This is a genomic window from Nocardioides daedukensis, from assembly GCF_013408415.1.
Classification (GTDB): Bacteria; Actinomycetota; Actinomycetes; order Propionibacteriales; family Nocardioidaceae; genus Nocardioides; species Nocardioides daedukensis.
On sequence record NZ_JACCAA010000001.1, the window covers coordinates 3060725 to 3087091 of the forward strand.

Annotated in this window: 27 protein-coding genes; 24 read left to right on the top strand and 3 right to left on the bottom strand. The window is 68.4% G+C overall.

From position 1 onward, the window contains the following. Positions 1-24 precede the first annotated feature (24 nt). From BJ980_RS14990 to BJ980_RS15010, 5 genes are read left to right on the top strand one after another with little or no spacing between them, the layout of a single operon-like run. Positions 25-843, top strand: a complete 819-nt coding sequence (locus tag BJ980_RS14990; protein WP_343047826.1) for a PP2C family protein-serine/threonine phosphatase — start codon at positions 25-27, stop codon at positions 841-843. Then, positions 840-2612 (top strand): FHA domain-containing protein, encoded by a 1773-nt coding sequence (locus tag BJ980_RS14995; RefSeq protein WP_179503033.1) that lies wholly within the window; start codon positions 840-842, stop codon positions 2610-2612. Before BJ980_RS14990 ends, BJ980_RS14995 begins: the two co-directional genes overlap by 4 nt. A 17-nt stretch (positions 2613-2629) precedes the next feature. Further along, positions 2630-4171: an RDD family protein gene (locus BJ980_RS15000; RefSeq protein ID WP_179503034.1), complete on the top strand. Its 1542-nt coding sequence runs from the start codon at positions 2630-2632 to the stop codon at positions 4169-4171. A 25-nt stretch (positions 4172-4196) separates the two neighbouring features. Continuing rightward, complete coding sequence (locus BJ980_RS15005; RefSeq protein WP_179503035.1) at positions 4197-5378, top strand: ABC transporter ATP-binding protein; 1182 nt, start codon at positions 4197-4199, stop codon at positions 5376-5378. After that, on the top strand, positions 5375-6232 hold the full coding sequence (locus BJ980_RS15010) for a hypothetical protein (protein WP_179503036.1): 858 nt from the start codon (positions 5375-5377) through the stop codon (positions 6230-6232). Before BJ980_RS15005 ends, BJ980_RS15010 begins: the two co-directional genes overlap by 4 nt. Positions 6233-6481: 249 nt before the next feature. On the opposite strand, the gene BJ980_RS15015 is transcribed toward BJ980_RS15010, so the two are convergent. Then, on the bottom strand, positions 6482-8626 hold the full coding sequence (locus BJ980_RS15015; protein ID WP_179503037.1) for a S8 family serine peptidase: 2145 nt from the start codon (positions 8624-8626) through the stop codon (positions 6482-6484). 362 nt (positions 8627-8988) lie between these two features. Here BJ980_RS15015 and BJ980_RS15020 point away from each other — a divergent pair, with 362 nt between their 5' ends. Continuing rightward, positions 8989-9384: a cold-shock protein gene (locus BJ980_RS15020; RefSeq protein ID WP_179503038.1), complete on the top strand. Its 396-nt coding sequence runs from the start codon at positions 8989-8991 to the stop codon at positions 9382-9384. Positions 9385-9443: 59 nt separating this feature from the next. Here the strand turns inward: BJ980_RS15020 and BJ980_RS15025 are convergent, their stop codons facing one another. Further along, complete coding sequence (locus BJ980_RS15025; protein ID WP_179503039.1) at positions 9444-10934, bottom strand: MFS transporter; 1491 nt, start codon at positions 10932-10934, stop codon at positions 9444-9446. Between the two features lie 139 nt (positions 10935-11073). Between BJ980_RS15025 and BJ980_RS15030 the strand changes: the two genes are divergently transcribed. After that, positions 11074-11859 (top strand): DUF3027 domain-containing protein, encoded by a 786-nt coding sequence (locus tag BJ980_RS15030; RefSeq protein ID WP_343047827.1) that lies wholly within the window; start codon positions 11074-11076, stop codon positions 11857-11859. Between the two features lie 27 nt (positions 11860-11886). On the opposite strand, the gene BJ980_RS15035 is transcribed toward BJ980_RS15030, so the two are convergent. Then, positions 11887-12165, bottom strand: a complete 279-nt coding sequence (locus BJ980_RS15035) for a DUF2530 domain-containing protein (protein ID WP_343047828.1) — start codon at positions 12163-12165, stop codon at positions 11887-11889. Positions 12166-12240: 75 nt separating this feature from the next. Between BJ980_RS15035 and BJ980_RS15040 the strand changes: the two genes are divergently transcribed. The 17 genes from BJ980_RS15040 (at position 12241) to rpsC (ending at position 26367) form a co-directional block, all read left to right on the top strand. Further along, positions 12241-13725, top strand: coding sequence for an NCS2 family permease (locus BJ980_RS15040; RefSeq protein WP_179503041.1), 1485 nt, complete (start codon positions 12241-12243; stop codon positions 13723-13725). Between the two features lie 124 nt (positions 13726-13849). Then, positions 13850-14299: a MarR family winged helix-turn-helix transcriptional regulator gene (locus BJ980_RS15045; protein WP_246279984.1), complete on the top strand. Its 450-nt coding sequence runs from the start codon at positions 13850-13852 to the stop codon at positions 14297-14299. Positions 14300-14306: 7 nt separating this feature from the next. Next, positions 14307-15620 (top strand): MFS transporter, encoded by a 1314-nt coding sequence (locus BJ980_RS15050; RefSeq protein WP_179503043.1) that lies wholly within the window; start codon positions 14307-14309, stop codon positions 15618-15620. A 168-nt stretch (positions 15621-15788) separates the two neighbouring features. Beyond that, positions 15789-16163 carry a 30S ribosomal protein S12 gene (rpsL, locus tag BJ980_RS15055; RefSeq protein ID WP_179503044.1) on the top strand — a complete coding sequence of 125 codons (375 nt, stop codon included), beginning with the start codon at positions 15789-15791 and terminating at the stop codon, positions 16161-16163. A 1-nt stretch (position 16164) separates the two neighbouring features. After that, on the top strand, positions 16165-16635 hold the full coding sequence (rpsG, locus tag BJ980_RS15060; protein WP_179503045.1) for a 30S ribosomal protein S7: 471 nt from the start codon (positions 16165-16167) through the stop codon (positions 16633-16635). A gap of 122 nt (positions 16636-16757) precedes the next feature. Continuing rightward, positions 16758-18818 (top strand): elongation factor G, encoded by a 2061-nt coding sequence (gene fusA, locus BJ980_RS15065; protein ID WP_218855891.1) that lies wholly within the window; start codon positions 16758-16760, stop codon positions 18816-18818. Positions 18819-18904: 86 nt separating this feature from the next. Further along, positions 18905-20098 carry an elongation factor Tu gene (tuf, locus tag BJ980_RS15070; protein WP_179503047.1) on the top strand — a complete coding sequence of 398 codons (1194 nt, stop codon included), beginning with the start codon at positions 18905-18907 and terminating at the stop codon, positions 20096-20098. Between the two features lie 117 nt (positions 20099-20215). Next, positions 20216-20785, top strand: coding sequence for a mismatch-specific DNA-glycosylase (locus tag BJ980_RS15075; protein WP_343047829.1), 570 nt, complete (start codon positions 20216-20218; stop codon positions 20783-20785). A gap of 27 nt (positions 20786-20812) precedes the next feature. Continuing rightward, positions 20813-21532 (top strand): tRNA (guanosine(46)-N7)-methyltransferase TrmB, encoded by a 720-nt coding sequence (trmB, locus tag BJ980_RS15080; protein ID WP_179503048.1) that lies wholly within the window; start codon positions 20813-20815, stop codon positions 21530-21532. A gap of 491 nt (positions 21533-22023) precedes the next feature. Next, positions 22024-22332: a 30S ribosomal protein S10 gene (rpsJ, locus tag BJ980_RS15085; protein ID WP_179503049.1), complete on the top strand. Its 309-nt coding sequence runs from the start codon at positions 22024-22026 to the stop codon at positions 22330-22332. 23 nt (positions 22333-22355) lie between these two features. Then, positions 22356-23015, top strand: a complete 660-nt coding sequence (gene rplC, locus BJ980_RS15090) for a 50S ribosomal protein L3 (RefSeq protein WP_179503050.1) — start codon at positions 22356-22358, stop codon at positions 23013-23015. Beyond that, positions 23012-23653: a 50S ribosomal protein L4 gene (gene rplD, locus BJ980_RS15095; RefSeq protein ID WP_179503051.1), complete on the top strand. Its 642-nt coding sequence runs from the start codon at positions 23012-23014 to the stop codon at positions 23651-23653. Before rplC ends, rplD begins: the two co-directional genes overlap by 4 nt. Next, a complete protein-coding gene (rplW, locus tag BJ980_RS15100; protein WP_179503052.1) occupies positions 23650-23955 on the top strand; it encodes a 50S ribosomal protein L23 in 306 nt (101 codons plus the stop codon). Before rplD ends, rplW begins: the two co-directional genes overlap by 4 nt. 30 nt (positions 23956-23985) lie before the next feature. Next, entirely contained in the window at positions 23986-24822 is an 837-nt protein-coding gene (rplB, locus tag BJ980_RS15105) for a 50S ribosomal protein L2 (RefSeq protein WP_179503053.1), read from the top strand. 5 nt (positions 24823-24827) lie between these two features. Continuing rightward, on the top strand, positions 24828-25109 hold the full coding sequence (rpsS, locus tag BJ980_RS15110) for a 30S ribosomal protein S19 (protein ID WP_056599671.1): 282 nt from the start codon (positions 24828-24830) through the stop codon (positions 25107-25109). Next, on the top strand, positions 25106-25540 hold the full coding sequence (gene rplV, locus BJ980_RS15115; protein WP_179503054.1) for a 50S ribosomal protein L22: 435 nt from the start codon (positions 25106-25108) through the stop codon (positions 25538-25540). Before rpsS ends, rplV begins: the two co-directional genes overlap by 4 nt. Beyond that, positions 25540-26367, top strand: a complete 828-nt coding sequence (rpsC, locus tag BJ980_RS15120) for a 30S ribosomal protein S3 (protein WP_179503055.1) — start codon at positions 25540-25542, stop codon at positions 26365-26367. The genes rplV and rpsC overlap by 1 nt, the downstream gene beginning before the upstream one ends.

The window sequence follows — 26367 nt, forward strand, 5'->3', positions numbered from 1 at the left end:
CGAACTATGAGGAGGCGGATCGACGTGGTTCACCTGGATTGCGGTGCGGCCACGGACACCGGTCGGGTCCGCTCGCACAATGAGGACTCCTATTTCGCCTCGTCACCGGTCTTCGTCGTCGCCGACGGGATGGGCGGACACCACGGCGGCGAGGTGGCCAGCGCGATCGCCGTGGAGGAGTTCGGGCGTCTCGCGCACGAGGGTTATGACAGCGCCAACGCGCCCGAGGTCGTCGTGGAGGCGCTGGCTGAGTCCCAGCGCCGGATCCAGGACTACGGTGACGAGAACCGAGGCGAGGGCGAGGCGCAGTGGTATGCGGGCACCACCGTCGCAGCTGCTCTGCTCTGCGAGGACGAGGAGGGAGCCAAGTGGCTCCTGGCCAACCTCGGTGACTCGCGGATCTACAAGCTGCACGACGGACGGCTCGACCAGGTCTCGGTGGATCACTCCCTCGTCCAGGAGCTCGTCGACAAGGGCGAGATCGACTCCGAGGCCGCGGCCGTCCACCCCGAGCGGCACGTGATCACCCGTGCCCTGGGCGGGCCCGTGCTGCGCGCCCCCGACTTCTTCGTGCTGCCGTTGACCTCCGCCGAGCGGCTCGTGCTGTGCTCGGACGGTGTCAGCGGCATGATCGACGACGAGACGATCGAGGCGATCGTCTCCTCCACCAAGGACCCCCGCGATGCCGCCGAGGAGCTGGTCCGAGCCGCGGTTGCCGCGGGTGGCGAGGACAACGCCACGGCGATCGTGGTCGATGTGGTGGGATTGACCGAGACCGCGGCCGAGGTCGGTGCGCGCACCGAACCTGTGAGCCTGGAAGAGAAATTGGGAGCACTCCCGTGACTGAGCTGAACCAGAACGCCATCCGTTCCTACCGCCCCGGTGGCTGGTATGCCATCTTCGGCGAGCACGCCAGTGTGCTGCTCCCCGAGAGCGAGAAGTCGAGGGTCGCCGGGCTCTGGGAGCTGGTCGACGCCGGTGCAGGCTTCGACGAGCTCCTCGACGCGCTGATCGCCACCGGGCTGCGGACGCTGCCCGGCTTCGTGCTGGTCAGCACCGCCGAGGACCCGACCCGCATCGTCCTGCGCGGCGCCGCGCGCGCCTCGGTGATCCGGGAGGGCGGTGAGGTCGTCGAGGTCGACGGCGGCGCTGCTGCCACCTGGGTCGAGCGTGCGTTCTCCGACGTGACGTCCCTGCAGCTCCTCCTGGAGGACTCCGAGGACGGAGTCGACTACGGGATCCTCGGTGGCCTGGTCCGTGCCTCGCGCGTCGACCAGCCGCCCTACGCGGAGCCGGTCGCCGAGCCGGTCGAGGACGAGGCAGCCGACGTTGCCGGTCTGGCCGTCGTGCCGGGCCTGGCCGACGACTCCGCAGAGGCCGAGGGGGAGGCGCTGTCGGAGGAGGTCGCTGCCGAGCAGCAGGTCGACGAGGACCCGGTCCCCGCCGCTGCTGACGTGGACGTTGCTGACGAGCAGGCCGCTGACGAGCACGCGGCTGACGAGGAAGGTGCCGCGGAAGACATCGCCGCTGACGACGTTGCCGTGGACACCGACGACGACGTTGCCGGCGAGGCCGCCGCAGACGACGTACCCCCTGCCGAGGACGACATCGAGGCAACAGTCCTCGACATTCCCGTCGTCGAGGACGAGGCCGCAGACGCCGCGCCCGCCGAGGGGCCGTCCGGCATCCAGGGTGACCCGCTCACCGACCCGATCGACGAGGGCGCCGGACAGTACGACGCCCCGATCTGGGGCCAGTCGGTGGCTCCCGTGGCTTCCTCGATCGGTGGTGACGCAGCCACCGGTGAGTCCCCGGCTGCGGAGGCTCCGGCGGAAGCACCTGCGTGGGGCGAGCAGCCGGCCCAGGCCCCAGCGTGGGGTGAGCAGACCGGTGAGCAACCGGCACAGAACGCCGAGGCGCCGAGCAACCCGTTCGCCCCCGGTGGCGAGCACGTCGAGCCCCCGATCTGGGAGCCGCCGGCCCAGGACGCCCCCGCGGCACCCGCCTGGGGTGAGCAGCAAGCGGCCCCCGCCGCGCCGGCGTGGGGTGAGCAGCAGCAGGCCGCTCCCGCGTGGGGACAGGCCCCGGCTCCGGCCTGGGGTGAGCAGCAGTCCGAGGCACCTGCCTGGGGCGACTCGTCGGATGCCGGCGAGGCCGAGCACGACGGGCACACCGTCGCCGGGTCGGTCGACCCCGACCAGTTCGTACGCCAGCACCCCGGCATTCCCGGCCAGCCGCAGGCCCCGAGCGTCACCGCCCAGCCAGTGGCCCGGCTGACCTTCTCCGACGGCGAGGTCGTCGACGTCGACCGTGCCGTCCTGGTCGGTCGCGCTCCCGAGGCACGACGCTTCACCTCGACCGACCAGCCTCGCCTGGTCACGGTGACCAGCCCGAACCAGGAGATCTCCTCCACGCACCTCGAGGTCCGTCCCGGCTCCGGCGCCGACCACGGCTCCGCGATCGTGACCGACATGGGGTCGACCAACGGCACCGTGCTGACCCAGCCCGGTTTCTCCCCGGAGGACCTCCAGCCCGGCATCGCCGTACAGCTGCTGCCCGGCGCCGTCATCGACCTGGGTGACGGGGTGACCATCCAGGTCACCAACGTCTGAGGGATCCGGAACACCCGATGAGCCAACCTCCTCCGACCGCGGTGGTCGCCGAGCCCGAGCGCCGGTTCCAGGCGTTCGCGATCGACCGCGCCATCGCGTGGTCGCTCTTCGGCGCGGCCGTCGCCGGAGCATGGTGGTTCTTCTTCCGCGAGGACAAGCCCTGGCCCGGCATCGGCCTGATCGTGGGCTGCGTGCTCGTGGTCAGCCTCGTCTTCGCGGTGCAGACCGGGCTCACCGGCCGTACTCCTGGCAAGGCAATGCGCGGACTCAAGGTCGTCGATCCCCAGGGCGGGGAGCCGATCGGCGTCCCACGCTCGATGCTGCGCTCTCTCATCGTCGGCATCGGCTCGCTGCCGATGTTCGGTCTCGGGGTGGCCACGCTGGCGTGGACCGCAGTCGAGGACCGGACCCGGGAGCGCCGCGGCTGGCACGACCACGTCACCCGTTCCATCGTGATCGACACCCGCCCGCGGCCAGTGATCGAGGCTGAGGCCGAGGACCGGCCACGGCACGTGGTCAACCTGACCGCGATGAAGCTGATGCCGGTGCGCGCCCCGGCCGCTCCCGTGGTCCCGGCACCCTCCCCGGGCACCGGATCCCAGGTGCGGATCCCGGGCGGTACGCCGTCCGCGCCCGCGAACCAGCCCGGCCAGCAGGGGCCCAGTCAGCAGGGAGTCAGTCAGCAGGGAATGGGCCAGCAGGGCACACCTCCGCGCCCGAATCAGCAGCAGGCACCGGGCTGGGGGCCCGCGACTGGCCCGGCACCCGCACCCGGACAGGTTCCGGTGCAGCCGGGACCCTGGCCCGTCCAACAGCAGGGCTTTGCCCCGCAGCCACCGGCCCAGCAGCCGGTACAACAGCCGCAGCAGCCACCGGCCCAGCAGCCACCGGCTCAGCAACCCCCATCGACGGGCCGCAGCTGGGGACCCCCACCCTCGGCCCCGAGCGGTCCGGCCCCGCAGACGCCGCAGCAGGCCTCGCAGCAGACCCCGCCCGGCACGGGTGCGTTCCAAGGGGGAGCCCCCAACCAGCAGCCCAACCAGCATCCCGGCCAGCAGCCCAACCAGCAGTCCAGCCAGCAGTTCGGGCAGGACCAGCAGACCCCGCCACAGGCGCCCGGCCGCCGGGTCGCCCCGCCGGCTCCGCCTGCCGGTCCCGACCCCGCCCAGCGCACGCAGGCCCGGCCGGCGATGGCCGGGCGGCACACCGGTCCCGCGACATCGATGACCTGGCGGGTCACCTTCGACTCGGGTGAGAGCTTCGTGGTCGAGGGACTCGGCATCGTGGGTCGCGCTCCCGTGGCACGTCCCGGGGAGCCGGTGCGGCACGCCATACCGCTGCAGTCCTCGAACATGTCGATCTCGAAGACCCACGCGCAGTTCCACCTGGCCTCGGACGGAGCCCTGGTCGTCACCGACCGTGGCTCGACCAATGGCTCGGTCCTCGTGCGCAAGGGCGTGTCCCGAGAGCTGGCGCCCGGTCGGCCCACCACACTGGTGGACGGCGACCGGGTCGTGTTCGGGGACCGCTCAATGAACGTGACCAGAGAAGGCTCATGATCGACCTCCAGAAGGAGATTGACCGATGGCAGTGATCCAGGCCCGCGGGCTCGGCAAGCAGTACAAGGGCAAGACCGCGGTCTCCAACCTGTCCTTCGACGTACGTCCGGGCACCGTGACCGGATTCCTCGGCCCCAACGGGTCGGGCAAGTCGACCACGATGCGGCTCATGCTCGGGCTCGACCGCGGAGAGGGCACCTGCCTCTTCGACGGCCAGGACTTCGTGACCCTCGCCGAGCCGATGCGCCACGTCGGTGCGCTGCTGGAGGCGAAGCCGTTCCACCCCACCCGCAGCGCGCGCAACCACCTGCGGATGCTGGCCTCGCCCAACCGGATCCCGGACTCGCGAGTCGACGAGGTGCTCAGCATCGTCGGGCTCAGCGACGTCACGAACAAGCACCCCTCGACCTTCTCCCTCGGCATGGGGCAGCGGCTCGGACTGGCAGCAGCACTGCTCGGCGACCCGCACACGCTGATCCTCGACGAGCCCGCCAACGGCCTCGACCCGCAGGGCATCCGCTGGATGCGGGACCTGCTCAAGTCGCTGGCCTCCGAGGGCCGCTCGGTCTTCGTCTCCAGCCACCTGCTCAGCGAGATGGCGTTGATGGCCGACGAGCTGGTCGTGATCGGCCGTGGCCGGATGATCGCCAACGGCCCGGTCGAGGCGTTCACCGCGCAGTCCAGCGCCAACCACGTGCGCGTCCGCACCCCCCAGGCCTCCGAGCTGGCCGCCCTGATCGGGGCCAAGCTGGCCGGCAACGGCTCGGTCAACCTCGTCGGTGAGGGCGAGCTGAGCGTGGTCGGCCTGCCCAGCGACGTGCTCGGCGACATGGCCTTCGAGAACAAGATCCGGATCCACGAGCTGGCCACGATGGAGGCCTCGCTCGAGGATGCCTTCCTGGAGCTGACCGGTGGCAGCGAGGAATACCAGGCCCACCAGCAGGCACCCCGCGGACCCCAGCCCGGCCAGGGCGGTCCCGGCTACGGGCCGGGCGGCCCCGGGCCGTACGGCGCTCCGGGCCACGCAGGTCCGCCTCCCGGCCAAGCAGGTCCGATGTACGGCGCGCCCGGCCAGGCCGGCCCGCCGCCGGGGCAGCAGCCGCCTCCCGGTTGGGGCCCACCGCCCCAGCAGCAGCCCCAGCAGGGCCCGCCCCCGAACTTCCCCCACGGCCCGCAGGGTCCCGGCAACAATGGAGGCCAGGCATGATCGCCGCGCTGAGGTATGAGTGGACGCGCCTGATCACCCTGCGCTCGACCTGGTGGATCACCGGACTGGCGATCACGGTCGGTGCCGGCTTCACGTTCCTGGTCGCGATGATGATCCGGATCTTCACGCCCAGTGAGCTCACCGGGGAGGTCAACGAGGACTGGTCGCGCTTCTTCCTCGAGGCCGGGATGACCCAGTTCTCCAACGTGGACCCGGTCTTCTACCTGATGGCCTATGCCGTCGCGGTGCTCGGCATCCTCTCGTGGGGTCACGAATATCGCCACGGGATGATGCGCGCGACCCTGACTGCGGTGCCCAACCGGACCGCGGTGTGGGCAGCGAAGTACATCACCATCGCCGGCTTCGTGGCGGTGGCGGTGATCGCGAGCTGCGTGCTGTCGCTGATCTTCACGCTGATCTGGTTCGGCGGCCTCGACTTCCAGTACGACATCGGTGCGCTGTTGTTGGCGCTGCTCAAGCGGGTCGTCTACACGGTGCTGCTGACCTGGCTGGTGATGAGCGCGACGGTGCTGATCCGTCACCAGACGTTCTCGCTGGTGCTGCTCTATCTCTGGCCGCTGGGCATCGAGACGATGGTGAAGCTGATCGCGTTGATCTTCGGTGGCCTGATGACCAACGACGGCGTGACGGATGCGACCCGGTTCCTGCCGTTCAACGCGGGTGGACGGATCATCCAGAACTTCGGCATCGACGATTCCGGGGACGGGTTCCAGCGCAACCTCGACCTGTTCGACAACCCGCTCAGCGCAGGCGGCGGGTTGATCGTCTTCGGTGGCTTCGTGGTGGTCCTGATGATCGGCAGCCTGGTCGCCTTCAACAAGCGTGATGCCTGACTCGGCGAACCTTTCCTGACCGACGCCGGTGCGCAGCCCAGCTGCACACCGGCGTCGGTGATTTCGCCCCAAGCGCCACGGACCCGATGTCACGTGTGGGGCGCAGCGCCGTACGTCGCGCGGACTGGTCTGGCCTGGCCGGACACGCTGGGCCAGGCGTGCAGGAAGTGCTGGCTGCACGTGCTGGCCTGCACGTGCCGGGCGTGCGGGGCGGTACGCCGTACCCCCGGCGGTCGTCTCCGCGAGCGGTCAGCGAGTGATGGCGACCGGGATGCGCAGCGACGTACCGTTCGCGCCACGCCAGGTGACGACGCCGCTGTCGGGCTTCACCGTCTTGCGCGCCGGGATCCGGATCTTGATCTCACGGCTCGCGCCCGGCGGGATCTTCAGGGCGGCGGGGCTGACCGTCACCGCGTGGTGGCGGAACCCGGTCGCGCTGGAGGAGAAGTACATGTTGGAGGTGCCCACGTTGGTGACCGTGCGGGTGAGGACCCGGCTGTTCCACGTGGCCTCGGGGACCTGGACGGACGCCACGTTGATCCGGCTGTAGTCGGCCAGGTCCGGGGACGCGGACTTGTCGAGGGCGGCCCGGAACCCCGCGGGGTCGACGTCGAGGACCAGCCCGGGCCGGGTGGCGTCGTCATCGGCGATGCCGGCGCCCTGCCGGTGGACCCCTGCACCGTCGGCGGCGGGCTCGGCCGAGGTGGCCAGCGCGGAGCGGACCTGCGCGGCGGACCAGTCCCTGTGGCGCGCCCGCACCCTGGCAGCCAGGCCGCTGACCTGGGCTGCGGCCGCGGAGGTGCCGTTGAGCAGCTGCCACTTGCGGTTGCCGGCGAGGGGTGAGTTGGCGGCGAGGACACCGAAACCATCGGCGACCAGGTCAGGCTTGAGAGCGGTGCCGGTCTCGAGACCGGACGAGGAGTTGTCCAGGACCTGGCCCGCGGGGAGGGTGCCGGGGGCTCGAGTCATGCTCAGGGACATGCGCTTGTCGTCCCGCAGAGCGTCGAGCAGCTCCTTGCCCTCCTCGGCGGAGACGTGCAGCGTCGGGACCGAGTGGAAGTCGGCGCCCAAGGTATCATCGGCTCCGTTGACCAGGACCATCGCGACACCGTCGGCCAGCTCGACCGCATAGGACTTGCTGACCTTCGCGTTGGTGCCGCGCTCGCAGATCACGATCCGGCCGTCGACCTTGGCCGCGTCGAGGGAGCCGGGGGCGCACAGGCGAGCCTGCTTGCGGGTGTGACCTGGTGCAGGCGCGTCCGCGGCCCGGACCACGTGCGCCGCGCGAGGAAGTGTGGGGGAGGTGAGCACACCGGTGATCGCCGATCCGTCGGGCAGCTGCAACTGACCGCCGAGGTCGCGACCCGAGGCTGCGCCCACGGTGGTCATCCACGGTTGCTCGTTGCCGGTCGGTTCGTCGGTGTTGCCCGCGGCCGCAGTGACCACGATGTCGGCCTCGGCTGCGCCGAGCGTGGCGCGGTCGACGACGTCGAAGCCCTGCTCGCCGGCGATGGAGAGGTTGAGGACGTCCACGCGGTCGCGCACGGCGCGATCCACGGCGCTCACGACGTCGGCAGTCGAACAGCCGTCGTCGGCGGGGTCCGGTGCGGTCCAGCAGGCCTTGTAGGCAGCGATCCGGGCACCGGGGGCGGTGCCGGAGAAGGTGCCGAGGTTCTCGTTGCCGGCCAGCGCGGTGACGTCGGCGTTTCCTGCGGCAACCGAGGCGACCTGGGTGCCGTGACCGTGGTCGTCGCGCGGGGACAGGGAGGCGCCGGAACGGAGCTGGTCCTCGCCGAAGCCCTTCACGAACCAACGAGCGCCGCTGACCTTGTCGTCGCAGTCGCGGGCGGTCCATCCCTCGCCGGCCTGGCAGGGGCCACGGAAACGGCTGGGCTGTTCACCCAGTGACGAGGTGGAGGCGAAGGCCGGGGAGTCGGGGGAGATGCCGGTGTCGACGAACCCGATCACGGTGCCCCGACCAGCGGACGCGCTTGCTGTCGAGGCGCTGCCCGTGGGCGCGGAGGTCGGGTCGCTCGAGGCGCCGGCCAGCGAGCGGACGGTGTCCTTCTCTATGCTCCAGCCCGCGATCCTCGAGGCGCGGATGGCGTCGCCGGTGTCGAGCTCGACGGCCACACCGCTCAGGGCGGTGGTCCAGCGATAGACCGGCTGGTCGATTCCGAGCGACGCCAGCGTGGCGTCCTGCTCGGCGACCAAGGACCTGCGATAGTCGGCCGTGCTCAGTGGTCCGTCATAGCCGGCAGTGCCGGGGGCCTGCGTGGTCAGGATGTAGAGGTTCTCGCCGGGCGCCGCCTGGTCGGCAGTCGCGGGCAGGGTGGACAGGGCAGGGAGGATCAGCGCAGCGCCGAGCGCGCAGCCGATCAGTCCTCGCTTCATCAACAACCCCAATAGATCTCATGTGTCACAGCGAAAGCATCAATGGTGACAGCGATGCGGACGCCTTTCAATTCACCATCCACAGGCCCCCGAGCGCACCGGACGCGGGTCCGGGCGCCACTGCCGTCGCGGTGACGGGCCCTAGGTTCTCACAGGTGACCCGATCGCGTGGCCGGTTTCGACCCAATTCCGACCCCGATCGGCACCGTTCCATGCTGCCGCGCCACCCACGTCGTACGCCCGGATCCCCAGGTGTGTCCCACCTGTTGCATTCCCATTGGCCCAACGGTGAGCCGCAGTCGTAGGCTTTGCTGCCGCGGAGCCCCGCGGACGAGTGCACGAGCATGGAAGAGGTCAGGCCGATGCCTGTTGGCAAGGTGAAGTGGTACGACGCCGAGAAGGGTTTCGGGTTCCTTTCGCAACCCGAGGGACCTGACGTCTACGTGCGCGCCGAGGCCCTTCCCGAGGGCACCGGTGCCCTCAAGGCCGGCACCCGGGTGGAGTTCGGCATCGCCCAGGGCCGCAAGGGCGACCAGGCCCTGCAGGTCCGGGTGCTCGACGCCCCGGCCTCCGTCTCGCGCAACCAGTCGAAGGCACAGCGCAAGAAGCCCGAGGAGATGGTCGCCATCGTCGAGGACCTGATCCGGCTCCTCGACAACGTGGGGGAGACCTATCGCCGTGGTCGCCACCCCGAGGCGAAGACCGCGGCCCCGACCGCCAAGCTGCTGCGCGCGCTCGCCAACGAGCTCGAGTCCTGAGCGGACCGATCACGGTTCAATTAGTCCGAGCGCTCGGCCAGCCGCCGAATCAGTAGGAATCAGTAGGCCTCGCCGGGAACGACCGGCGGGGCCTCTGGCGTCGGTCGGGAGTCTCGTCGCCCCGGTCGGGTGATCAGCACGAAGAGGGTCCAGGCGGCCAGGCAGGCGAAGCCGATGCCCAGGCCGAGCCGCGGATTCAGCGGCATTACGATGCCGACGAAGCCGCCGACCACCCAGGCGAGCTGGATCATCGTGTCGGAGCGGGCGAAGGCACTGGTCTGCACCCGTTCGTGCACGTGGGTCTGGATCGTGGAGTCCAGCGACAGCTTGCCCAGGGACTGGCAGAGTCCTGCCGTGAGACCGAGGGCGGCAAGCGGTATCAGCCCGTAGAACAGCGCTGCGACCAGGCACATGGCCGCATCTGCCACCAGCACCAGCACCACGGTGATCGCGGGGTTGAGTCGTCTGAGCACCGAGGCCAGCGCGATGCCGAGGGTGTTTCCCAGTCCGGCCGCACCGATCACCACCCCGAGCAGCAGCTCGGGCTTGTCCTCCCAGCCGGGGATCGGATTCTCCCGGAGCAGGAACGCCATGAACATGGTGAGGAAGCCGGAGAGGAACCGCGGCCCGCAGTTGGCACGCAGGGCGAAGGCGACAGCCGACGGGACCCGCAGGCTCTGCTTCTTCGGGTTGGTCCGAGCCGACGGTCCGGGCATCAGCTCGAGGTGCACCTCGCCCGCCGCCGAGTCGACCTTCCTGGGCAGCAGGATCGCCAGGATCGTGGCCGCGATGAAGACCAGGAAGGCATAGCGCAGGGACCACTCGGGACCGAAGGTCGCGGCGAGCCCGGCGATCGGGGCCGACACGGCTGCGCCCACCACGCCGGCCAGGCCGAGGCGTGCGTTGGCCTTGACCAGGGTGACGCCCTCGGGGACGAGGCGTGGTGCGGCCGCCGCTTTGGTGATGCCGTAGGCCTTGGAGGAGACCAGCACGCCGAGCGCTGCGGGGAACAGCCAGGTCGAGTTGGTGACCACCGCTCCGGCCAGCACCCAGCACAGGAAGGCGCGGATCGCCATAGTCGAGCCGATCGCCCAGCGGCGCCCGTGGCTGAACCTGTCCAGGAACGGGCCGATCAGGGGTGCCACGATCGCGAACGGGAGCATGGTCATCGCCAGGAAGAGTGCGACCTGACCGCGTGCCTCGCCGGTCGGCACCTGGAAGAAGAGGGTGCCGGCGAGCGAGATCGCCACGGCGGCGTCGGCCGCGGCGTTGAAGGCGTGCAGCTCGATCAGCCGCGAGAGGCCGGAGTCGCCGGCGCCGTCGGCGTGCGAGGCCCTGCGGGCTGCCCGCACGGTTGCCTTGCTGGCCCGGGCGGTGCCGCGGGCCACCGCCTTCACACCGGTCGCGCCGGCCTTGGCGAAGCGGACCGCGTTCTCGCCCGGAGTGTGGCCGGGGGAGGCGTCGTACGACGTGGGCTCGCCCTCGCCGCCCGCCGACTCCTCGCCGAAGGAGCGGGGTTGACCGTGCGGATCGGTCGGCGGCTGACTCATGGTGCCATCCTGCCTGTTCCCCCTGACACCACGTTGGGTCCCTCCCTGGGTCCGTCTCCGGAACGCCGAGCCGTCCCGTGGAGGCGATTATGCCAACCCGACAAGACAGTGGGGGCCGCGATGGGACACAATCCCACCCGTGACTCCCACAACGCACCTGAACTCCGACGCCGTCCTGGTCGACGCCGTCGCGGATGCCCGTCGCGCGCTCGAGTCCGAGATCGCTCCGGCGGCCATCGGTTCCCACCTCGAGGCACGCACCGAGGGCGAGCGAGTGGTCACCCACCTCTTCGACTCCCGCCTGGCCGGTTATGCCGGCTGGCGCTGGGCCGTCACCGTGACCAGCGCGGCCGATCGGGCCGAGATCACCGTCGACGAGATCGTGCTGATCCCCGGTCCCGACGCCATCACCGCGCCGCCGTGGGTGCCCTACAAGGACCGGATCAAGCCCGGCGACCTCTCGCCCGGTGACCTGTTGCCGCTGGAGGAGGACGACCCGCGCGTCGTGCCGACCTACCTCGTCGGCGACGACGGGATCGACCCGCTCTCGAGCCAGGACATCGCGCAGATCCGCCAGGTCGCCGACGATCTCGGTCTGGGTCGGGTCCGCACCCTGTCCATCGAGGGGATCAACGACGCAGCCCAGCGCTGGTACGACGGCGACGGTGGCCCCGAGGCGCCGATCGCCCAGTCAGCGCCGGACCACTGCTACAACTGTGCGTTCCTGGTCCGCCTCGCCGGACCGTTGTCGCAGACCTTCGGTGTCTGCGCGAACGGCAGCGCCAACGACGACGGTCGGGTGGTGACCTTCAACCACGGTTGCGGTGCACACTCCGAGGCCCAGCTGACCAAGAAGCAGAAGCCGATCCCGCTGCCGGACCACGTCTTCGACACCGTCGCGCTGGACGACTTCGAGTCGTTCTGACCGGTTCCGCGCCGCGGTCCTGATCGGTCAGTCGTCGGAGCCGGTACGTCGGGCACGTCGCCGACGACAGAACTCCAGGCCGAACAGGCCCAGGCCGAACCCGGCCAAGCAGCTCCACAGCCACCACAGGCGCCCGTCGTCCTGCAGGCTGCCATAGAACGGCAGCAGTGCGATGAAGCCGAGCAGCCACAGGCCGGTGCCGACCTCGAGGGTGCGTACGCCGTCCACGTCCAGCGGCTCGACCGGCGCAACGATGTAGGTGCGCTTGCCGATCTCGTGGGTGACGGGCTCTTCCTGGGGCTGCACACCACGAAACCTAGACCACACCCGGAGCGACCTCTACGTGGACCCGGTCGCAGGGATGGTCGGTGATCTGGGAACATGCGCTCCGTGAACAATCAATCGTCAACGGTCCGCTCGAGCGGACTGGACTCCTTCTTCAAGATCTCCGAGCGTGGCTCGACAGTCGGCCGTGAGATCCGTGGAGGCCTGGTCACGTTCTTGACCATGGCCTACATCATCGTGCTGAACCCGTTGATCCTCGGCTACGTCCCGGACTCCGAGGGCCAGTTCCTTGGGGGCGGCACGGTGCAGGGAGCAGGGGTGCCGGCCATCGCCGCCGCCACCGCCCTGATCGCGGGGCTGCTGACGATCACGATGGGCGCTGCGGCCAACTTCCCGCTGGCCCTGGCCACCGGCCTGGGGCTCAACGTCTTCGTGGCGCAGACCATCGCGCGCCAGTCCACCTGGGCAGACGCCATGGGCCTGGTGGTGCTCGAGGGCATCGTGATCCTGCTGCTGGTCCTCACCGGCTTCCGCAAGGCGGTCTTCCACGCAGTCCCGCAGCAGCTGAAGGTCGCGATCTCCGTCGGGATCGGGCTCTTCATCGCGCTCGTCGGCCTGGTCGACGCGCGCTTCGTCACCCGGATCCCGGATGCCTTCGACACCAGCGTCCCGGTCCAGCTGGGTGCCGACGGGCACCTGTCGGGCTGGCCGGTCCTGGTCTTCGTCCTGGGCCTGGTCCTGATGGTGGCGCTGTGGGTCCGCAAGGTGCGCGGCGCCATCCTGATCGGCATCATCGCCGCCTCCGTCCTGGCCGTCGTGGTCGAGGCAGTGGGCAACCTGGGCAAGGCGGGCGCCACGAACCCCGGCGGCTGGGCGCTGAGCGTCCCCAAGCTCGACGGCGGGATCTTCGAGGCACCGGACTTCTCGACCCTGGGTGAGTTCAACCTGTTCGGCGCCTTCTCGAGCATCGAGGGTGGCGTCCTGGCCGCCCTGCTGCTGATCTTCACGCTGCTGCTGGCCGACTTCTTCGACACCATGGGCACGATGACCGCCATCGGTGCCGAAGCCGGCCTCAACGACGAGGAGGGCATCCCGCCGAACACCCAGCGGATCCTCATCGTCGACTCCGTCGCCGCCATCGCCGGTGGTGCGGGCGGGGTGTCGTCCAACACCTCCTACATCGAGTCGGCCTCCGGTGTGGGCGAGGGCGCACGCACCGGGCTCGCCTCGATCGTGACCGGTCTGCTCTTCCTGGTCGCGACGGTCTTCACGCCGCTGGTGGCTGCGATCCCGTCCGAGGCCGCCGTACCGGCGCTCGTCCTGGTCGGTTTCCTGATGATGCAGCAGGTCGCGGACATCGACTGGCGTGACCCGGAGATCGCCCTGCCGGCGTTCCTGACGATCGTCCTGATGCCGTTCGCCTACTCCATCTCGGTGGGCATCGGGGCCGGGTTCCTGGCCTTCGTCCTGATCAAGCTGGTGGTCGGCAAGGTCCGCGAGATCCACCCGCTGATGTGGGTGGTGGCGATCCTGTTCGTCGTCTACTTCGCCTACAGCCCGATCAGCTCCTGGGTGAACTGACCCTTCCCCCTCTCTCAACCGCCGAGCCGGCAGTTGTTGACCAACCTCGGTTGTCAACAACCGCCGGCTCGGCGGTTCTTCTTCGTGAATTTGTTTAGCAAGGGTAATGACCTATGCTAAGGACATGCCCTCGACAGAGAAGGTCGCCCGCACCGACGCAGGCCTGGCCTCCGAGCTCCGCCTCTCGGTGATGCGCCTGCGCCGCCGGCTTGCGGGGGAGCGGTCCCCGGACAATCGGCTGAGCATCGGCACGATGGCGGTGCTGGGCTGCCTGAACCGTCACGGCGAGTCGACCATCGGTGAGCTCGCCCGCTTCGAGAGGGTGCAGCCCCCGTCGATGACGCGCACGGTGAACAGCCTCGAGGAGAGCGGGTTCGTCGAGCGCCGCCCGCACGAGACGGACGGCCGCCAGGTCGTCGTCGCCCTCACCGACCAGGGCCGCGACACCCTGCGTGCCGATCGCGCCCGCCGCGACGCCTGGCTGGCCCGCCGGCTGACACACCTGACCACCGAGGAACGCGCCACGCTGCGTGCCGCCGCCCCGATCCTGCAACGACTTGCCGAGGAGGACTGACCCAGGTTTGAGTCCCACGTTCCGTTCCCTGCACAACCCGAACTACCGGAAGTACGCCGCCGGCAGCCTGGTGTCCAACGTCGGCACCTGGATGCAGCGCATCGCCCAGGACTGGCTGGTCCTGGTGCTCACCGGCAGCGGCACCGCCCTGGGCATCACCACCGGGCTCCAGTTCCTGCCGGTCCTGCTGCTCTCGCCGTACGCCGGCCTGATCGCCGACCGACTCCCCAAGCGGCGGTTGCTGCAGATCACCCAGGCGGCGATGGGCATCTCGTCGCTGATGCTCGGCCTGATCACCGTCCTCGGCGTGGTCCAGGTGTGGCACGTCTATGCGATCGCGCTCATCTTCGGTGTCGCGGCGGCCTTCGACGCGCCCGCCCGCCAGTCCTTCGTGTCCGAGCTGGTCGATGCCGATGACCTCACCAACGCGGTCGGCCTCAACTCGGCGACCTTCAACATGGCCCGGATCCTGGGCCCGGGTCTCGCCGGGTTGATGATCGGCGCACTGGGCGGTGGGGTCTGGGCCACCGGCTGGGTGATCCTGGTCAACGCGGTCTCCTACGGCGCAGTGATCTGGCAGCTCCGGGCGATGGACGCCACCCTGCTGCACCCCTCGAAGCCGGCGCCGCGTGGGCCGGGCATGCTGCGCGACGGTGTCCGCTACGTCGCCGGCCAGCCCAAGATGGTGATGATCCTGATCATCGTCTTCTTCGCCGGCACCTTCGGGATGAACTTCCAGATCACCTCGGCGCTGATGGCCACCGAAGTCTTCGGCAAGGGCGCCAGCGAGTTCGGCCTGCTCGGCTCCACGATGGCGATCGGCTCGCTGGCCGGAGCCCTGATGGCCGCGCGCCGCCCACGGGTCCGACTGCGCCTGCTGGTCATTGCCGGAGTCGGCTTCGGCCTGGCCGAGATCGTCGCCGGACTGCTGCCGTCGTACGTCGTGTTCGCGGCGTTCAGCCCGCTGATCGGCTTCTCGACGATCACCCTGCTCAACTCCGCCAACGCCGTGATGCAGCTCGAGTCCGACCCGATGATGCGCGGCCGGGTGATGGCGCTCTACATGACCATCGTGATGGGCGGGACCCCGCTGGGCGCGCCGGTGATCGGCTGGATCGGAGAGATCGCCGGAGCCCGCTGGACCCTGGTCGTCGGGGGACTGCTGGTCATCGGTGGCACCGCCCTCGGGGCCGCGACGTACGTCCGGATGGAGAAGGCGCGCACGTTGCGGGAACGGGCCATTTTGACCCCCGAACATGCACCGAGTAACGTGATCCCCCGTGTCTGGGACAACCCGGCCGTTGCGCGTGCTCGAAAGTGATCTTCCCGCGAAAGCGTGTCGTTGACCAAGGCGACACGCCCGACCGCGGGGGCAGCGTGACCTCGGTTGCGAAGCACCACCCAGACCGATGAGCGGAAGCTCATGAGATTCCATCGTTCCAGGCAGATCGCCTGGTCCTGAGAGTAGAAAAGAAGGGGAACCACCAAGGTGCCCACCATTCAGCAGTTGGTCCGCAAGGGCCGCCAGGACAAGGTGTCCAAGAGCAAGACGCCTGCCCTCAAGGGTTCGCCCCAGCGACGCGGTGTGTGCACCCGCGTCTACACCACCACCCCGAAGAAGCCGAACTCCGCCCTCCGCAAGGTCGCCCGCGTGCGCCTGTCGAGCGGCGTCGAGGTCACGGCGTACATCCCGGGCGTTGGTCACAACCTCCAGGAGCACTCCATCGTGCTCGTCCGCGGCGGTCGCGTGAAGGACCTCCCCGGTGTTCGTTACAAGATCATTCGCGGTTCGCTCGACACCCAGGGTGTGAAGAACCGTAAGCAGGCCCGCAGCCGCTACGGCGCCAAGAAGGAGAAGAGCTGATATGCCGCGCAAGGGTCCCGCGCCGAAGCGCCCGATCGATGTCGACCCCGTTTACGGGTCGCCGGTCGTCTCCCAGTTGGTCAGCAAGGTGCTCCAGGACGGCAAGAAGCAGGTTGCCCAGCGGATCGTCTACACCGCCCTCGAGGGCTGCCGCGAGAAGACCGGCACCGACCCGGTCGTCACGCTCAAGCGTGCGCTCGACAACGTGAAGCCGGCCATCGAGGTCAAGTCCCGCCGCGTCGGCGGCGCCACCTACCAGGTCCCGATCGAGGTCAAGGGCACCCGCGGCACCACGCTCGCGCTGCGCTGGCTGGTCGGCTACGCCGCGGCCCGTCGTGAGAAGACGATGGCCGAGCGCCTGATGAACGAGATCCTCGACGCCAGCAACGGCCTTGGTGCCGCTGTGAAGAAGCGCGAAGACACTCACAAGATGGCCGAGTCGAACAAGGCCTTCGCCCACTACCGCTGGTGATCTGGGCCCACACGGCTCAAGTCATCTGCGGACCAGAACCTTTCACCACCATTCGAGGGGACATCACTTAAGTGGCTGTCGACATCACGACGGACCTGAACGTGGTCCGCAACATCGGCATCATGGCGCACATCGACGCCGGCAAGACCACCACCACCGAGCGGATCCTGTTCTACACAGGCATCAACTACAAGATCGGCGACACCCACGAGGGTTCGGCGACGATGGACTGGATGGAGCAGGAGCAGGAGCGTGGCATCACGATCACCTCTGCTGCGACCACCTGCTGGTGGAAGGATCACCAGATCAACATCATTGACACCCCGGGCCACGTGGACTTCACCGCGGAGGTGGAGCGTTCGCTCCGCGTCCTCGACGGTGCTGTCGCAGTGTTCGACGGTGTTGCCGGTGTCGAGCCCCAGACCATGACGGTGTGGCGCCAGGCCAACAAGTACGCCGTTCCCCGCATGTGCTTCGTCAACAAGATGGACCGCACCGGTGCGGACTTCTTCAACTGTGTCGACATGATGTTCGACCGGTTGAACTCCACCCCGCTGGTCCTGCAGATCCCGATCGGTGCCGAGGGCGACTTCCTCGGTGTCGTCGACCTGGTCGGCATGCGTGCCCTGACCTGGCGTGGCGAGACCACGATCGGTGAGGACTACGAGATCGAGGCCATCCCGGCCGAGCTGCAGGAGCAGGCCGACGAGTGGCGCGTGAAGCTTCTCGAGACGCTCTCCGAGGCTGACGACGAGATCATGGAGAAGTACCTCGAAGAGGGCGAGTTCACCGTCGAGGAGCTCGAGGCGGCCATCCGTCGCGCGACGCTCGCCGACAAGCTGAACCCTGTCCTCCTCGGCACCGCGTTCAAGAACAAGGGTGTTCAGCCCCTGCTCGACGCCGTGGTGAAGTACATGCCCTCGCCGCTCGACATCGATGGCATCCAGGGCCACGCGGTCAACGACGAGGAAGAGGTCGTCGTCCGCCAGCCCTCCGACAACGAGCCCTTCTCCGGACTCGCCTACAAGATCGCGACCGACCCGCACCTGGGCAAGCTGATCTATGTGCGCGTCTACTCCGGCAAGCTCGAGGCCGGCTCGACCGTGCTCAACTCGGTCAACGGCCGCAAGGAGCGAATCGGCAAGGTCTACCAGATGCACGCCAACAAGCGTGAGGAGATCGCGTCGGTGGGCGCCGGCCAGATCGTCGCCGTGATGGGTCTCAAGGACACCAAGACCGGTCACACGATCTGCGACCAGCAGAACCCCGTCGTCCTGGAGTCGATGTCGTTCCCGGCCCCGGTGATCGAGGTCGCCATCGAGCCGAAGACGAAGTCCGACCAGGAGAAGCTGGGCACCGCGATCCAGCGCCTCTCCGACGAGGACCCCACCTTCACCGTCAAGACGGACGAAGAGACCGGCCAGACCATCATCGCCGGCATGGGCGAGCTTCACCTCGACATCCTCGTCGACCGGATGAAGCGCGAGTTCAAGGTCGAGGCAACCGTCGGCAAGCCGCAGGTCGCCTACCGCGAGACCATCCGCAAGGACGTCACGAACCACAGCTACACGCACAAGAAGCAGACCGGTGGTTCGGGTCAGTTCGCAAAGGTCGTCATCTCGCTCGGCCCCAACATCGACCCGGAGACCGGCACTGGTGCCGGCTACGAGTTCGTGAACAATGTCTCGGGTGGCCGCGTGCCGCGCGAGTACATCCCCTCGGTCGACCAGGGCGGCCAGGCCGCCATGGAGTTCGGCGTCCTCGCCGGCTACCCGATGGTGGACGTCAAGTTCACCCTCGAGGACGGCGCCTACCACGACGTCGACTCGTCGGAGCTCGCGTTCAAGCTTGCCGGGAACCAGGCCTTCAAGGAGGCCGCCCGGATGGCGAAGCCCGTGCTCCTCGAGCCGATGTTCGCGGTCGAGGTCACCACCCCCGAGAGCTTCCTCGGGACGGTCATCGGCGACATCAACTCGCGCCGTGGCCAGATCCAGGCACAGGAAGAGCGTCACGGCGACATGGTCGTCAACGCGCTCGTGCCGCTTTCAGAGATGTTCGGGTACGTTGGCGACCTGAGGTCCAAGACCTCCGGGCAGGCGTCGTACTCGATGGAGTTCGACTCGTACGCCGAGGTTCCCACGAACGTCGCCGACGAGATCGTCAAGAAGGTTCGGGGCGAGTAGTCACCTGACTACCCGGCCGGACCCTCGGCGCAGTACCAACCACCACATCACGAGTCAAGAAACACACAACCCAGGAGGAGCCCACAGTGGCTAAGGCGAAGTTCGAGCGGACCAAGCCGCACATCAACATCGGCACCATCGGTCACATCGACCACGGCAAGACCACCTTGACCGCGGCGATCACCAAGGTGATGCACGACAAGTTTCCGGACCTGAACGAGGCCTCGGCCTTCGACATGATCGACAAGGCTCCGGAAGAGCGCCAGCGCGGCATCACGATCTCGATCTCACACGTCGAGTACCAGACTGAGGCCCGCCACTACGCGCACGTCGACTGCCCCGGTCACGCGGACTACATCAAGAACATGATCACCGGTGCTGCGCAGATGGACGGCGCGATCCTCGTGGTTGCCGCCACCGACGGCCCGATGCCGCAGACGCGTGAGCACGTGCTGCTCGCCCGCCAGGTCGGCGTGCCGGCCCTGGTCGTGGCGCTCAACAAGTGCGACATGGTCGACGACGAGGAGCTCATCGAGCTCGTCGAGATGGAGGTGCGCGAGCTCCTCTCCGAGTACGAGTTCCCGGGCGACGACATCCCCGTGGTTCGGGTTGCAGCATTCCCGGCCCTCGAGGGCGACGCCAAGTGGGGCGACTCGGTTGCCGAGCTCATGCAGGCCGTTGACGACTACATCCCCACCCCGGAGCGCGAGACGGACAAGCCGTTCCTCATGCCCGTCGAGGATGTCTTCACGATCACCGGTCGTGGAACCGTCATCACCGGTCGTATCGAGCGTGGCATCGTCAAGGTGAACGAGGAAGTCGAGATCATCGGCATCCGCGAGACCGCGCAGAAGAGCACCGTCACCGGTGTCGAGATGTTCCGCAAGCTGCTCGACGAGGGCCAGGCCGGCGAGAACGTCGGTCTGCTCCTGCGTGGAACCAAGCGCGAGGACATCGAGCGCGGCATGGTTGTCATCAAGCCCGGCACCACCACCCCGCACACCAACTTCGAGGCGTCTGTCTACATCCTCTCGAAGGAGGAGGGTGGCCGTCACACGCCGTTCTTCAACAACTACCGTCCGCAGTTCTACTTCCGGACCACGGACGTCACCGGCGTCGTCACGCTGCCCGAGGGCACCGAGATGGTCATGCCCGGCGACAACACCGAAATGATCGTTGAGCTGATCCAGCCCATCGCCATGGAGGACGGCCTCCGCTTCGCAATCCGCGAAGGTGGCCGCACCGTTGGTGCCGGTCGCGTCACCAAGATCACCAAGTGATCTAACGCTTCATCACACAGGGCCCCGGCTCCCGCAAGGGAGTCGGGGCTCAGTGCATTGCCTGGGGGAGTGCATCCCTCGGGAGCCCATTTCCGGGTGGTCGGCATGATGGGGCCCGTGACCCGCTTCAGCCGTGCCGAGCTCGAGAGTTTCCGAGACGCCGGGGTGCCCGATCTGGTAGGGCCAGACCTGCGGCTCGTCTTCGTCGGGATCAACCCCGGGCTCTGGACCGCGGCCACCCAGACCCACTTCGCGCACCCGGCCAACCGCTTCTACCCCGCGCTGTACGCCGCCGGCATCCTCACCGACCCGATCAACCCGGGCACCGGTATGTCGGACCAGCAGCGGGCCGCAGTGCTGGCTCGCGGGATCGGGATCACCAACCTGGTCCGCCGGGCAACCGCCCGTGCCGACGAGCTCGACCGCGAGGAGCTGCGCAGGGGCGGCCAGGAGCTGGCTGCGTTCGTCGCCAGGCATCGACCGAAGGTGGTCGCCATCGCCGGGATCACGGCGTACCGCACGGCCTTCTCCGTGCCCAAGGCGCTGGCCGGCGAGCAGCCCGGTGGCCTCTCAGGTGCCAGGCTGTGGGTGGTGCCGAACCCCAGTGGCCTCAACGCCCACGAGACGATCGCCTCGCTGGCAGCGAAGTACGCCGAGCCGGCACGTGCGGCCGGAGTCATCGCCTGACCCGACGGTCGCTAGGATTGGCCGGCCATGAACCAGTCTCGTCCCGCGCGCCCCCACCACAAGCTGACCGAGGACGGTCGCCGGATCCGCGAGGTGCTCACCTACTCGCGACGCGGCAGCCGCTTCACCGCCAAGCAGCAGAGTGCGTGGGACGCTCACGCCGAGCGCTACGTCATCGCCGACGACGAAGTCGACCAGCCGGGCTTCAGCCTGTCCGGGCAGTTCGCAACCGAGCAGCCGCTGATCATCGAGATCGGCTGCGGGGTGGGGGAGGCGACCGCGCCCTTGGCGGCCGGGCGTACGTCGTACAACGTCGTCGGCTTCGAAGTGTGGCGTCCGGGGGTGGCCGAGGCCGTGGGGCGCCTGGGTGAGCTCGACGTCAGCAACGTGCGGATGTGCAGCGTGGACGCCGTCTGGTCGATGGAGCACCTGGTCGGAGCCGGCGAGCTCGCCGAGCTGTGGACCTTCTTCCCGGACCCGTGGCACAAGAAGAAGCACCACAAGCGCCGCTTGGTGAACCCGGACTTCGCTGCGCTGGTCGCCAGCCGTCTTGCGCCCGGGGGAGTGTGGCGACTGGCCACCGACTGGGCCGACTATGCCGAGCAGATGATCGAGGTCCTCGATGCCGAGCCCGCGCTCGAGGGCGGCGTCGTGGAGCGCTGGGCCGAGCGTCCGGTGACCCGGTTCGAGCGCCGCGGCGTGGCCGAGGGTCGCGACCCGGTCGACCTCCTCTATCGTCGCCGCTGACCGCGGGGCCCTCGCGCCTCCCCGACTGGGTGACGACGCCCCAGCCGTGGTCTACTGGTGGCTCCGGACTGGTGGAGACGCCCTCGAAGAGGGCATGACCGGAGTGTTCTTCGGAGTGTTGTGAGGCCCTCGGGCCATCCGATTTGGTAACACGCGGTCATCTCTGCCAAGATAGTCCGGTTGCTCCAGCGGGTCGTTGGAGTGCGGACAAACTTGACCACTGAATCGCGTTTCCTGTTCGTGAAATCAGTGGTTGGCGTGCGTCGCACTGATGACAGGGACCCGATCAGCCCGACAAACCCGTCGGGCGCCCCAGCAAGAACACCGCAAGATCCCGGTCCTGTGCCGTGCAGCATGCACGACACGCCCGACCGCGGGGGTCGGCGGAGGCGGTGGAGTACGGGCGGTACGGCTTCACCCGGAGCCGTGTCGGGACAGACTGCACGCGGTACCACACAACCAGGTACTAGAGATAAGGACGAGAGAGACCTATGGCGGGACAGAAGATCCGCATCAGGCTCAAGGCCTATGACCACGAGGTGATTGACACCTCGGCGCGGAAGATCGTTGACACCGTGACGAGCACTGGTGCGAAGGTCGCCGGCCCTGTGCCGCTGCCGACCGAGAAGAACGTCTACTGCGTCATTCGCTCGCCGCACAAGTACAAGGACTCCCGCGAGCACTTCGAGATGCGCACCCACAAGCGCCTCATCGACATCATTGACCCCACGCCGAAGACGGTCGACTCGCTGATGCGCCTCGACCTGCCTGCCGGTGTCGACATCGAGATCAAGCTCTAGGTCGACGAGGGAGACGCGAAGAGATGACTTACGAACACAACATCAAGGGTCTGGTCGGCACCAAGATCGGCATGACGCAGACCTGGGACGAGAACAACAAGATCGTCCCCGTCACCGTCGTTGCCGCTGGCACCAACGTGATCACCCAGGTCCGCGCCCCCGAGACCGATGGCTACAACGCCATCCAGATCGGGTTCGGCGAGATCGAGGGCCGCAAGGTGACCAAGCCGCAGGCCGGTCACTTCCAGAAGGCCGGGGTCACCCCGCGCCGCCACGTGATCGAGATCCGCACCGCTGACGCGGCGTCCTACTCGGTGGGCCAGGAGCTGGCCCCCGACGTGTTCGCCGCCGGCGACGAGATCGACGTCACGGGCACCAGCAAGGGCAAGGGCTACGCCGGTGTCATGAAGCGCCACGGCTTCCACGGTGTGGGCGCCTCGCACGGTGCGCACCGCAACCACCGCAAGCCCGGTTCCATCGGCGCCTGCGCCACCCCCGGCCGTGTCTTCAAGGGCATGCGCATGGCGGGTCGCATGGGTGGCGACACCATCACCACGCAGAACGTCACGGTCCACGCCGTCGACGTCGAGAAGGGCCTCGTCCTGCTCAAGGGTGCCGTTCCCGGCCCCAAGGGCGGTGTCGTGGTTCTCCGCACGGCAGTGAAGAAGGAGGCCGTCAAGTGAGCGCCACCGTCAAGGTTGATCTCCCCGCCGAGATCTTCAACGTCGACGTCAGCGTCGCCGTCATGCACCAGGTCGTCGTGGCCCAGCAGGCCGCTGCTCGCCAGGGCACGCACTCCACCAAGACCCGCGCCGACGTGCGCGGTGGTGGTCGCAAGCCCTACAAGCAGAAGGGCACCGGCCGCGCCCGTCAGGGCTCGACCCGCGCACCGCAGTTCGCCGGCGGTGGCGTCGTCCACGGCCCGCAGCCGCGTGACTACGACCAGCGCACCCCCAAGAAGATGAAGGCTGCCGCCCTCAAGGGCGCGCTGTCCGACCGGGCCCGCAACGACCGCGTCCACGTGGTCGACTCGCTGGTCGCCGGTGAGGCGCCGTCCACCAAGACGGCTCTCGCCACGCTGGCCGGTCTGTCGGAGCGTCGTCGCTTCCTGGTCGTGCTCGAGCGCGGTGACAACATCACCTGGCTCTCGCTGCGCAACGCGCCGAACGTGCACATCATCGCCGTCGACCAGCTGAACACCTACGACGTCCTGCTCTCCGACGACGTGGTCTTCTCCAAGGGCGCCTTCGACGCCCTGGTTGCAGGCCCCGCCAAGGGCAAGTCGGTCAAGGCTGCGGCCACCGAGGAGGCTGACAAGTGAGCACCCTGAACAAGGACCCCCGCGACATCCTGATCGCACCGGTCGTCTCCGAGAAGAGCTACGCGCTCCTCGACGCGAACAAGTACACCTTCATCGTTCGCCCGGACGCCAACAAGACCGAGATCAAGATCGCGGTCGAGAAGGTGTTCGACGTCAAGGTCACCTCGGTCAACACGATCAACCGCCAGGGCAAGACGCGTCGTACGCGTTTTGGCATGGGCAAGCGCGCCAACACCAAGCGTGCGATCGTCAGCCTCGCTGAGGGCCACCGCATCGACATCTTCGGGGGTCCGGTCTCCTGACCGGCTTCCTAGCAGAGGACTGAGAGAGTAATGGCTATCCGCAAGTACAAGCCGACCACGCCGGGCCGTCGCGGCTCGTCGGTCGCCGACTTCGTCGAGGTGACTCGGACGACGCCGGAGAAGTCGCTGACCCGCCCGCTGCCCAAGAAGGGCGGCCGCAACAACCAGGGCCGGATCACCACCCGGCACCAGGGTGGCGGTCACAAGCGCGCCTACCGGATCATCGACTTCCGTCGCTACGACAAGGACGGTGTCCCGGCCAAGGTCGCTCACATCGAGTACGACCCCAACCGCACCGCGCGCATCGCACTGCTGCACTACGCCGACGGCGAGAAGCGCTACATCATCGCGCCCAAGGGTCTGACGCAGGGCACCGTGGTCGAGGCCGGCCCCAACGCCGACATCAAGACCGGCAACAACCTGCCGCTGCGCAACATCCCCGTCGGTACGACGATCCACTGCGTGGAGCTCCGCCCCGGCGGTGGCGCCAAGATGGCCCGTTCGGCCGGCAACTCCGCGCAGCTGGTCGCCAAGGAAGGCTCGCGTGCAACGCTGCGCCTGCCGTCCGGCGAGATGCGCTTCGTTGACGTCCGCTGCCGCGCCTCGATCGGTGAGGTCGGCAACGCCGAGCAGTCCAACATCAACTGGGGCAAGGCCGGCCGTATGCGCTGGAAGGGCAAGCGCCCGACCGTCCGCGGCGTCGTGATGAACCCCGTTGACCACCCGCACGGTGGTGGTGAGGGCAAGACATCCGGTGGTCGCCACCCGGTGTCCCCCTGGGGCAAGCCCGAGGGTCGCACGCGCAAGCGCAAGTCCTCTGACTCCCAGATCATTCGTCGCCGCAAGTCCGGCAAGGGTAGGAAGTAACCGACATGCCTCGTAGCCTGAAGAAGGGCCCCTTCATCGACGATCACCTTCAGAAGAAGGTGGACGCCGAGAACGAGAAGGGCTCGCACAACGTCATCAAGACCTGGTCGCGCCGGTCGATGATCGTGCCCGACATGATCGGTCACACCATCGCCGTGCACGACGGTCGCAAGCACGTTCCCGTCTTCGTGACCGACTCGATGGTCGGCCACAAACTCGGTGAATTTGCCCCCACCCGCACCTACCGCGGGCACGTGAAGGAAGACCGGAAGGGACGTCGTCGATGAGTGTCACAGAGCGCAATCGCACCAGCGCCCGTCGCCAGTCGCTGCTCGGCGACCAGGCCGGCTCCTTCGCCAGCGCACGCTTCGTGCGGATCACCCCGATGAAGGCCCGCCGTGTCGTTGACATGGTCCGCGGTCTGCCCGTCGAGGACGCACTGGCCCTGCTGCAGTTCGCCCCCCAGGCTGCTTCCGAGACCATCTTCAAGGTCCTCGAGAGCGCCGTGGCGAACGCCGTCACCACCGAAGGTCTGGAGGCCGGTTCGCTGGTCGTCTCGGCTGCGACCGTGGACGAGGGCCCGACCATGAAGCGTTGGCGCCCCCGTGCGCAGGGCCGGGCCACCCGGATCAACAAGCGCACCAGCCACATCACCCTTGTTGTGCAGCCGGCGGATGTCGCTGCACAGAAGACCGTGAAGAAGGGACGGACTGCCTGATGGGGCAGAAAATCAACCCGAACGGCTTCCGCCTCGGCATCTCAACGGACCACAAGAGCCGTTGGTACGCCGACAAGCTGTACAAGTCGTACGTCGGAGAAGACGTTCAGATCCGCAAGCTCCTGTCCAAGGGCATGGAGCGGGCCGGCATCTCCAAGGTGGAGATCGAGCGGACGCGTGACCGCGTCCGGGTCGACATCCACACCGCACGCCCGGGCATCGTCATCGGTCGCCGCGGCGCCGAGGCCGACCGCATCCGTGGCGAGCTGGAGAAGCTCACCGGCAAGCAGGTCCAGCTGAACATCCTCGAGGTCAAGAACCCCGAGATCGATGCCCAGCTCGTTGCCCAGGGTGTTGCTGAGCAGCTCTCCGGCCGTGTCCAGTTCCGTCGTGCGATGCGCAAGGCGATCCAGACCTCGATGCGTTCCGGTGCCAAGGGCATCCGGATCCAGTGCTCGGGCCGCCTCAACGGCGCCGAGATGTCGCGCACCGAGTTCTACCGCGAGGGTCGCGTGCCGCTGCACACCCTCCGCGCCGACATCGACTACGGCTTCTACGAGGCCCGCACGACCTTCGGCCGCATCGGCGTGAAGGTCTGGATCTACAAGGGCGAGGTCGCCGGCACCCGTGCCGAGCGCGAGGCGCAGGCTGCTGCCCGTGCCGGTGCTCCGGGCCGTGGCGCCCGCGGTGGCCGTTCGGACCGTCCGGGCCGTGGCTCGCGCGGTGACCGCCCGAACCGCTCCGACCGTTCCGCCGAGGCCCCCAAGGCCGAGGCAACCGAGGCAGCTCCCGCTGCCCCGACCGCTACGACCACTGGGGAGGCCTGA

Coding starts and splice junctions, on each gene's coding strand:
- BJ980_RS15000 (WP_179503034.1), top strand. CDS start 2,630: ATGAGCCAACCTCCTCCGACCGCGGTGGTCGCCGAGCCCGAGCGCCGG.
- trmB (WP_179503048.1), top strand. CDS start 20,813: ATGAACCAGTCTCGTCCCGCGCGCCCCCACCACAAGCTGACCGAGGAC.
- rpsS (WP_056599671.1), top strand. CDS start 24,828: ATGCCTCGTAGCCTGAAGAAGGGCCCCTTCATCGACGATCACCTTCAG.
- fusA (WP_218855891.1), top strand. CDS start 16,758: ATGGCGCACATCGACGCCGGCAAGACCACCACCACCGAGCGGATCCTG.
- BJ980_RS15025 (WP_179503039.1), bottom strand. CDS start 10,934: ATGAGTCAGCCGCCGACCGATCCGCACGGTCAACCCCGCTCCTTCGGC.
- BJ980_RS15010 (WP_179503036.1), top strand. CDS start 5,375: ATGATCGCCGCGCTGAGGTATGAGTGGACGCGCCTGATCACCCTGCGC.
- rpsC (WP_179503055.1), top strand. CDS start 25,540: ATGGGGCAGAAAATCAACCCGAACGGCTTCCGCCTCGGCATCTCAACG.
- rpsJ (WP_179503049.1), top strand. CDS start 22,024: ATGGCGGGACAGAAGATCCGCATCAGGCTCAAGGCCTATGACCACGAG.
- rplV (WP_179503054.1), top strand. CDS start 25,106: ATGAGTGTCACAGAGCGCAATCGCACCAGCGCCCGTCGCCAGTCGCTG.
- BJ980_RS15045 (WP_246279984.1), top strand. CDS start 13,850: ATGCCCTCGACAGAGAAGGTCGCCCGCACCGACGCAGGCCTGGCCTCC.
- BJ980_RS15020 (WP_179503038.1), top strand. CDS start 8,989: ATGCCTGTTGGCAAGGTGAAGTGGTACGACGCCGAGAAGGGTTTCGGG.
- BJ980_RS15015 (WP_179503037.1), bottom strand. CDS start 8,626: ATGAAGCGAGGACTGATCGGCTGCGCGCTCGGCGCTGCGCTGATCCTC.
- rplC (WP_179503050.1), top strand. CDS start 22,356: ATGACTTACGAACACAACATCAAGGGTCTGGTCGGCACCAAGATCGGC.
- rpsG (WP_179503045.1), top strand. CDS start 16,165: ATGCCGCGCAAGGGTCCCGCGCCGAAGCGCCCGATCGATGTCGACCCC.
- rplB (WP_179503053.1), top strand. CDS start 23,986: ATGGCTATCCGCAAGTACAAGCCGACCACGCCGGGCCGTCGCGGCTCG.
- BJ980_RS15040 (WP_179503041.1), top strand. CDS start 12,241: ATGCGCTCCGTGAACAATCAATCGTCAACGGTCCGCTCGAGCGGACTG.
- BJ980_RS15005 (WP_179503035.1), top strand. CDS start 4,197: ATGGCAGTGATCCAGGCCCGCGGGCTCGGCAAGCAGTACAAGGGCAAG.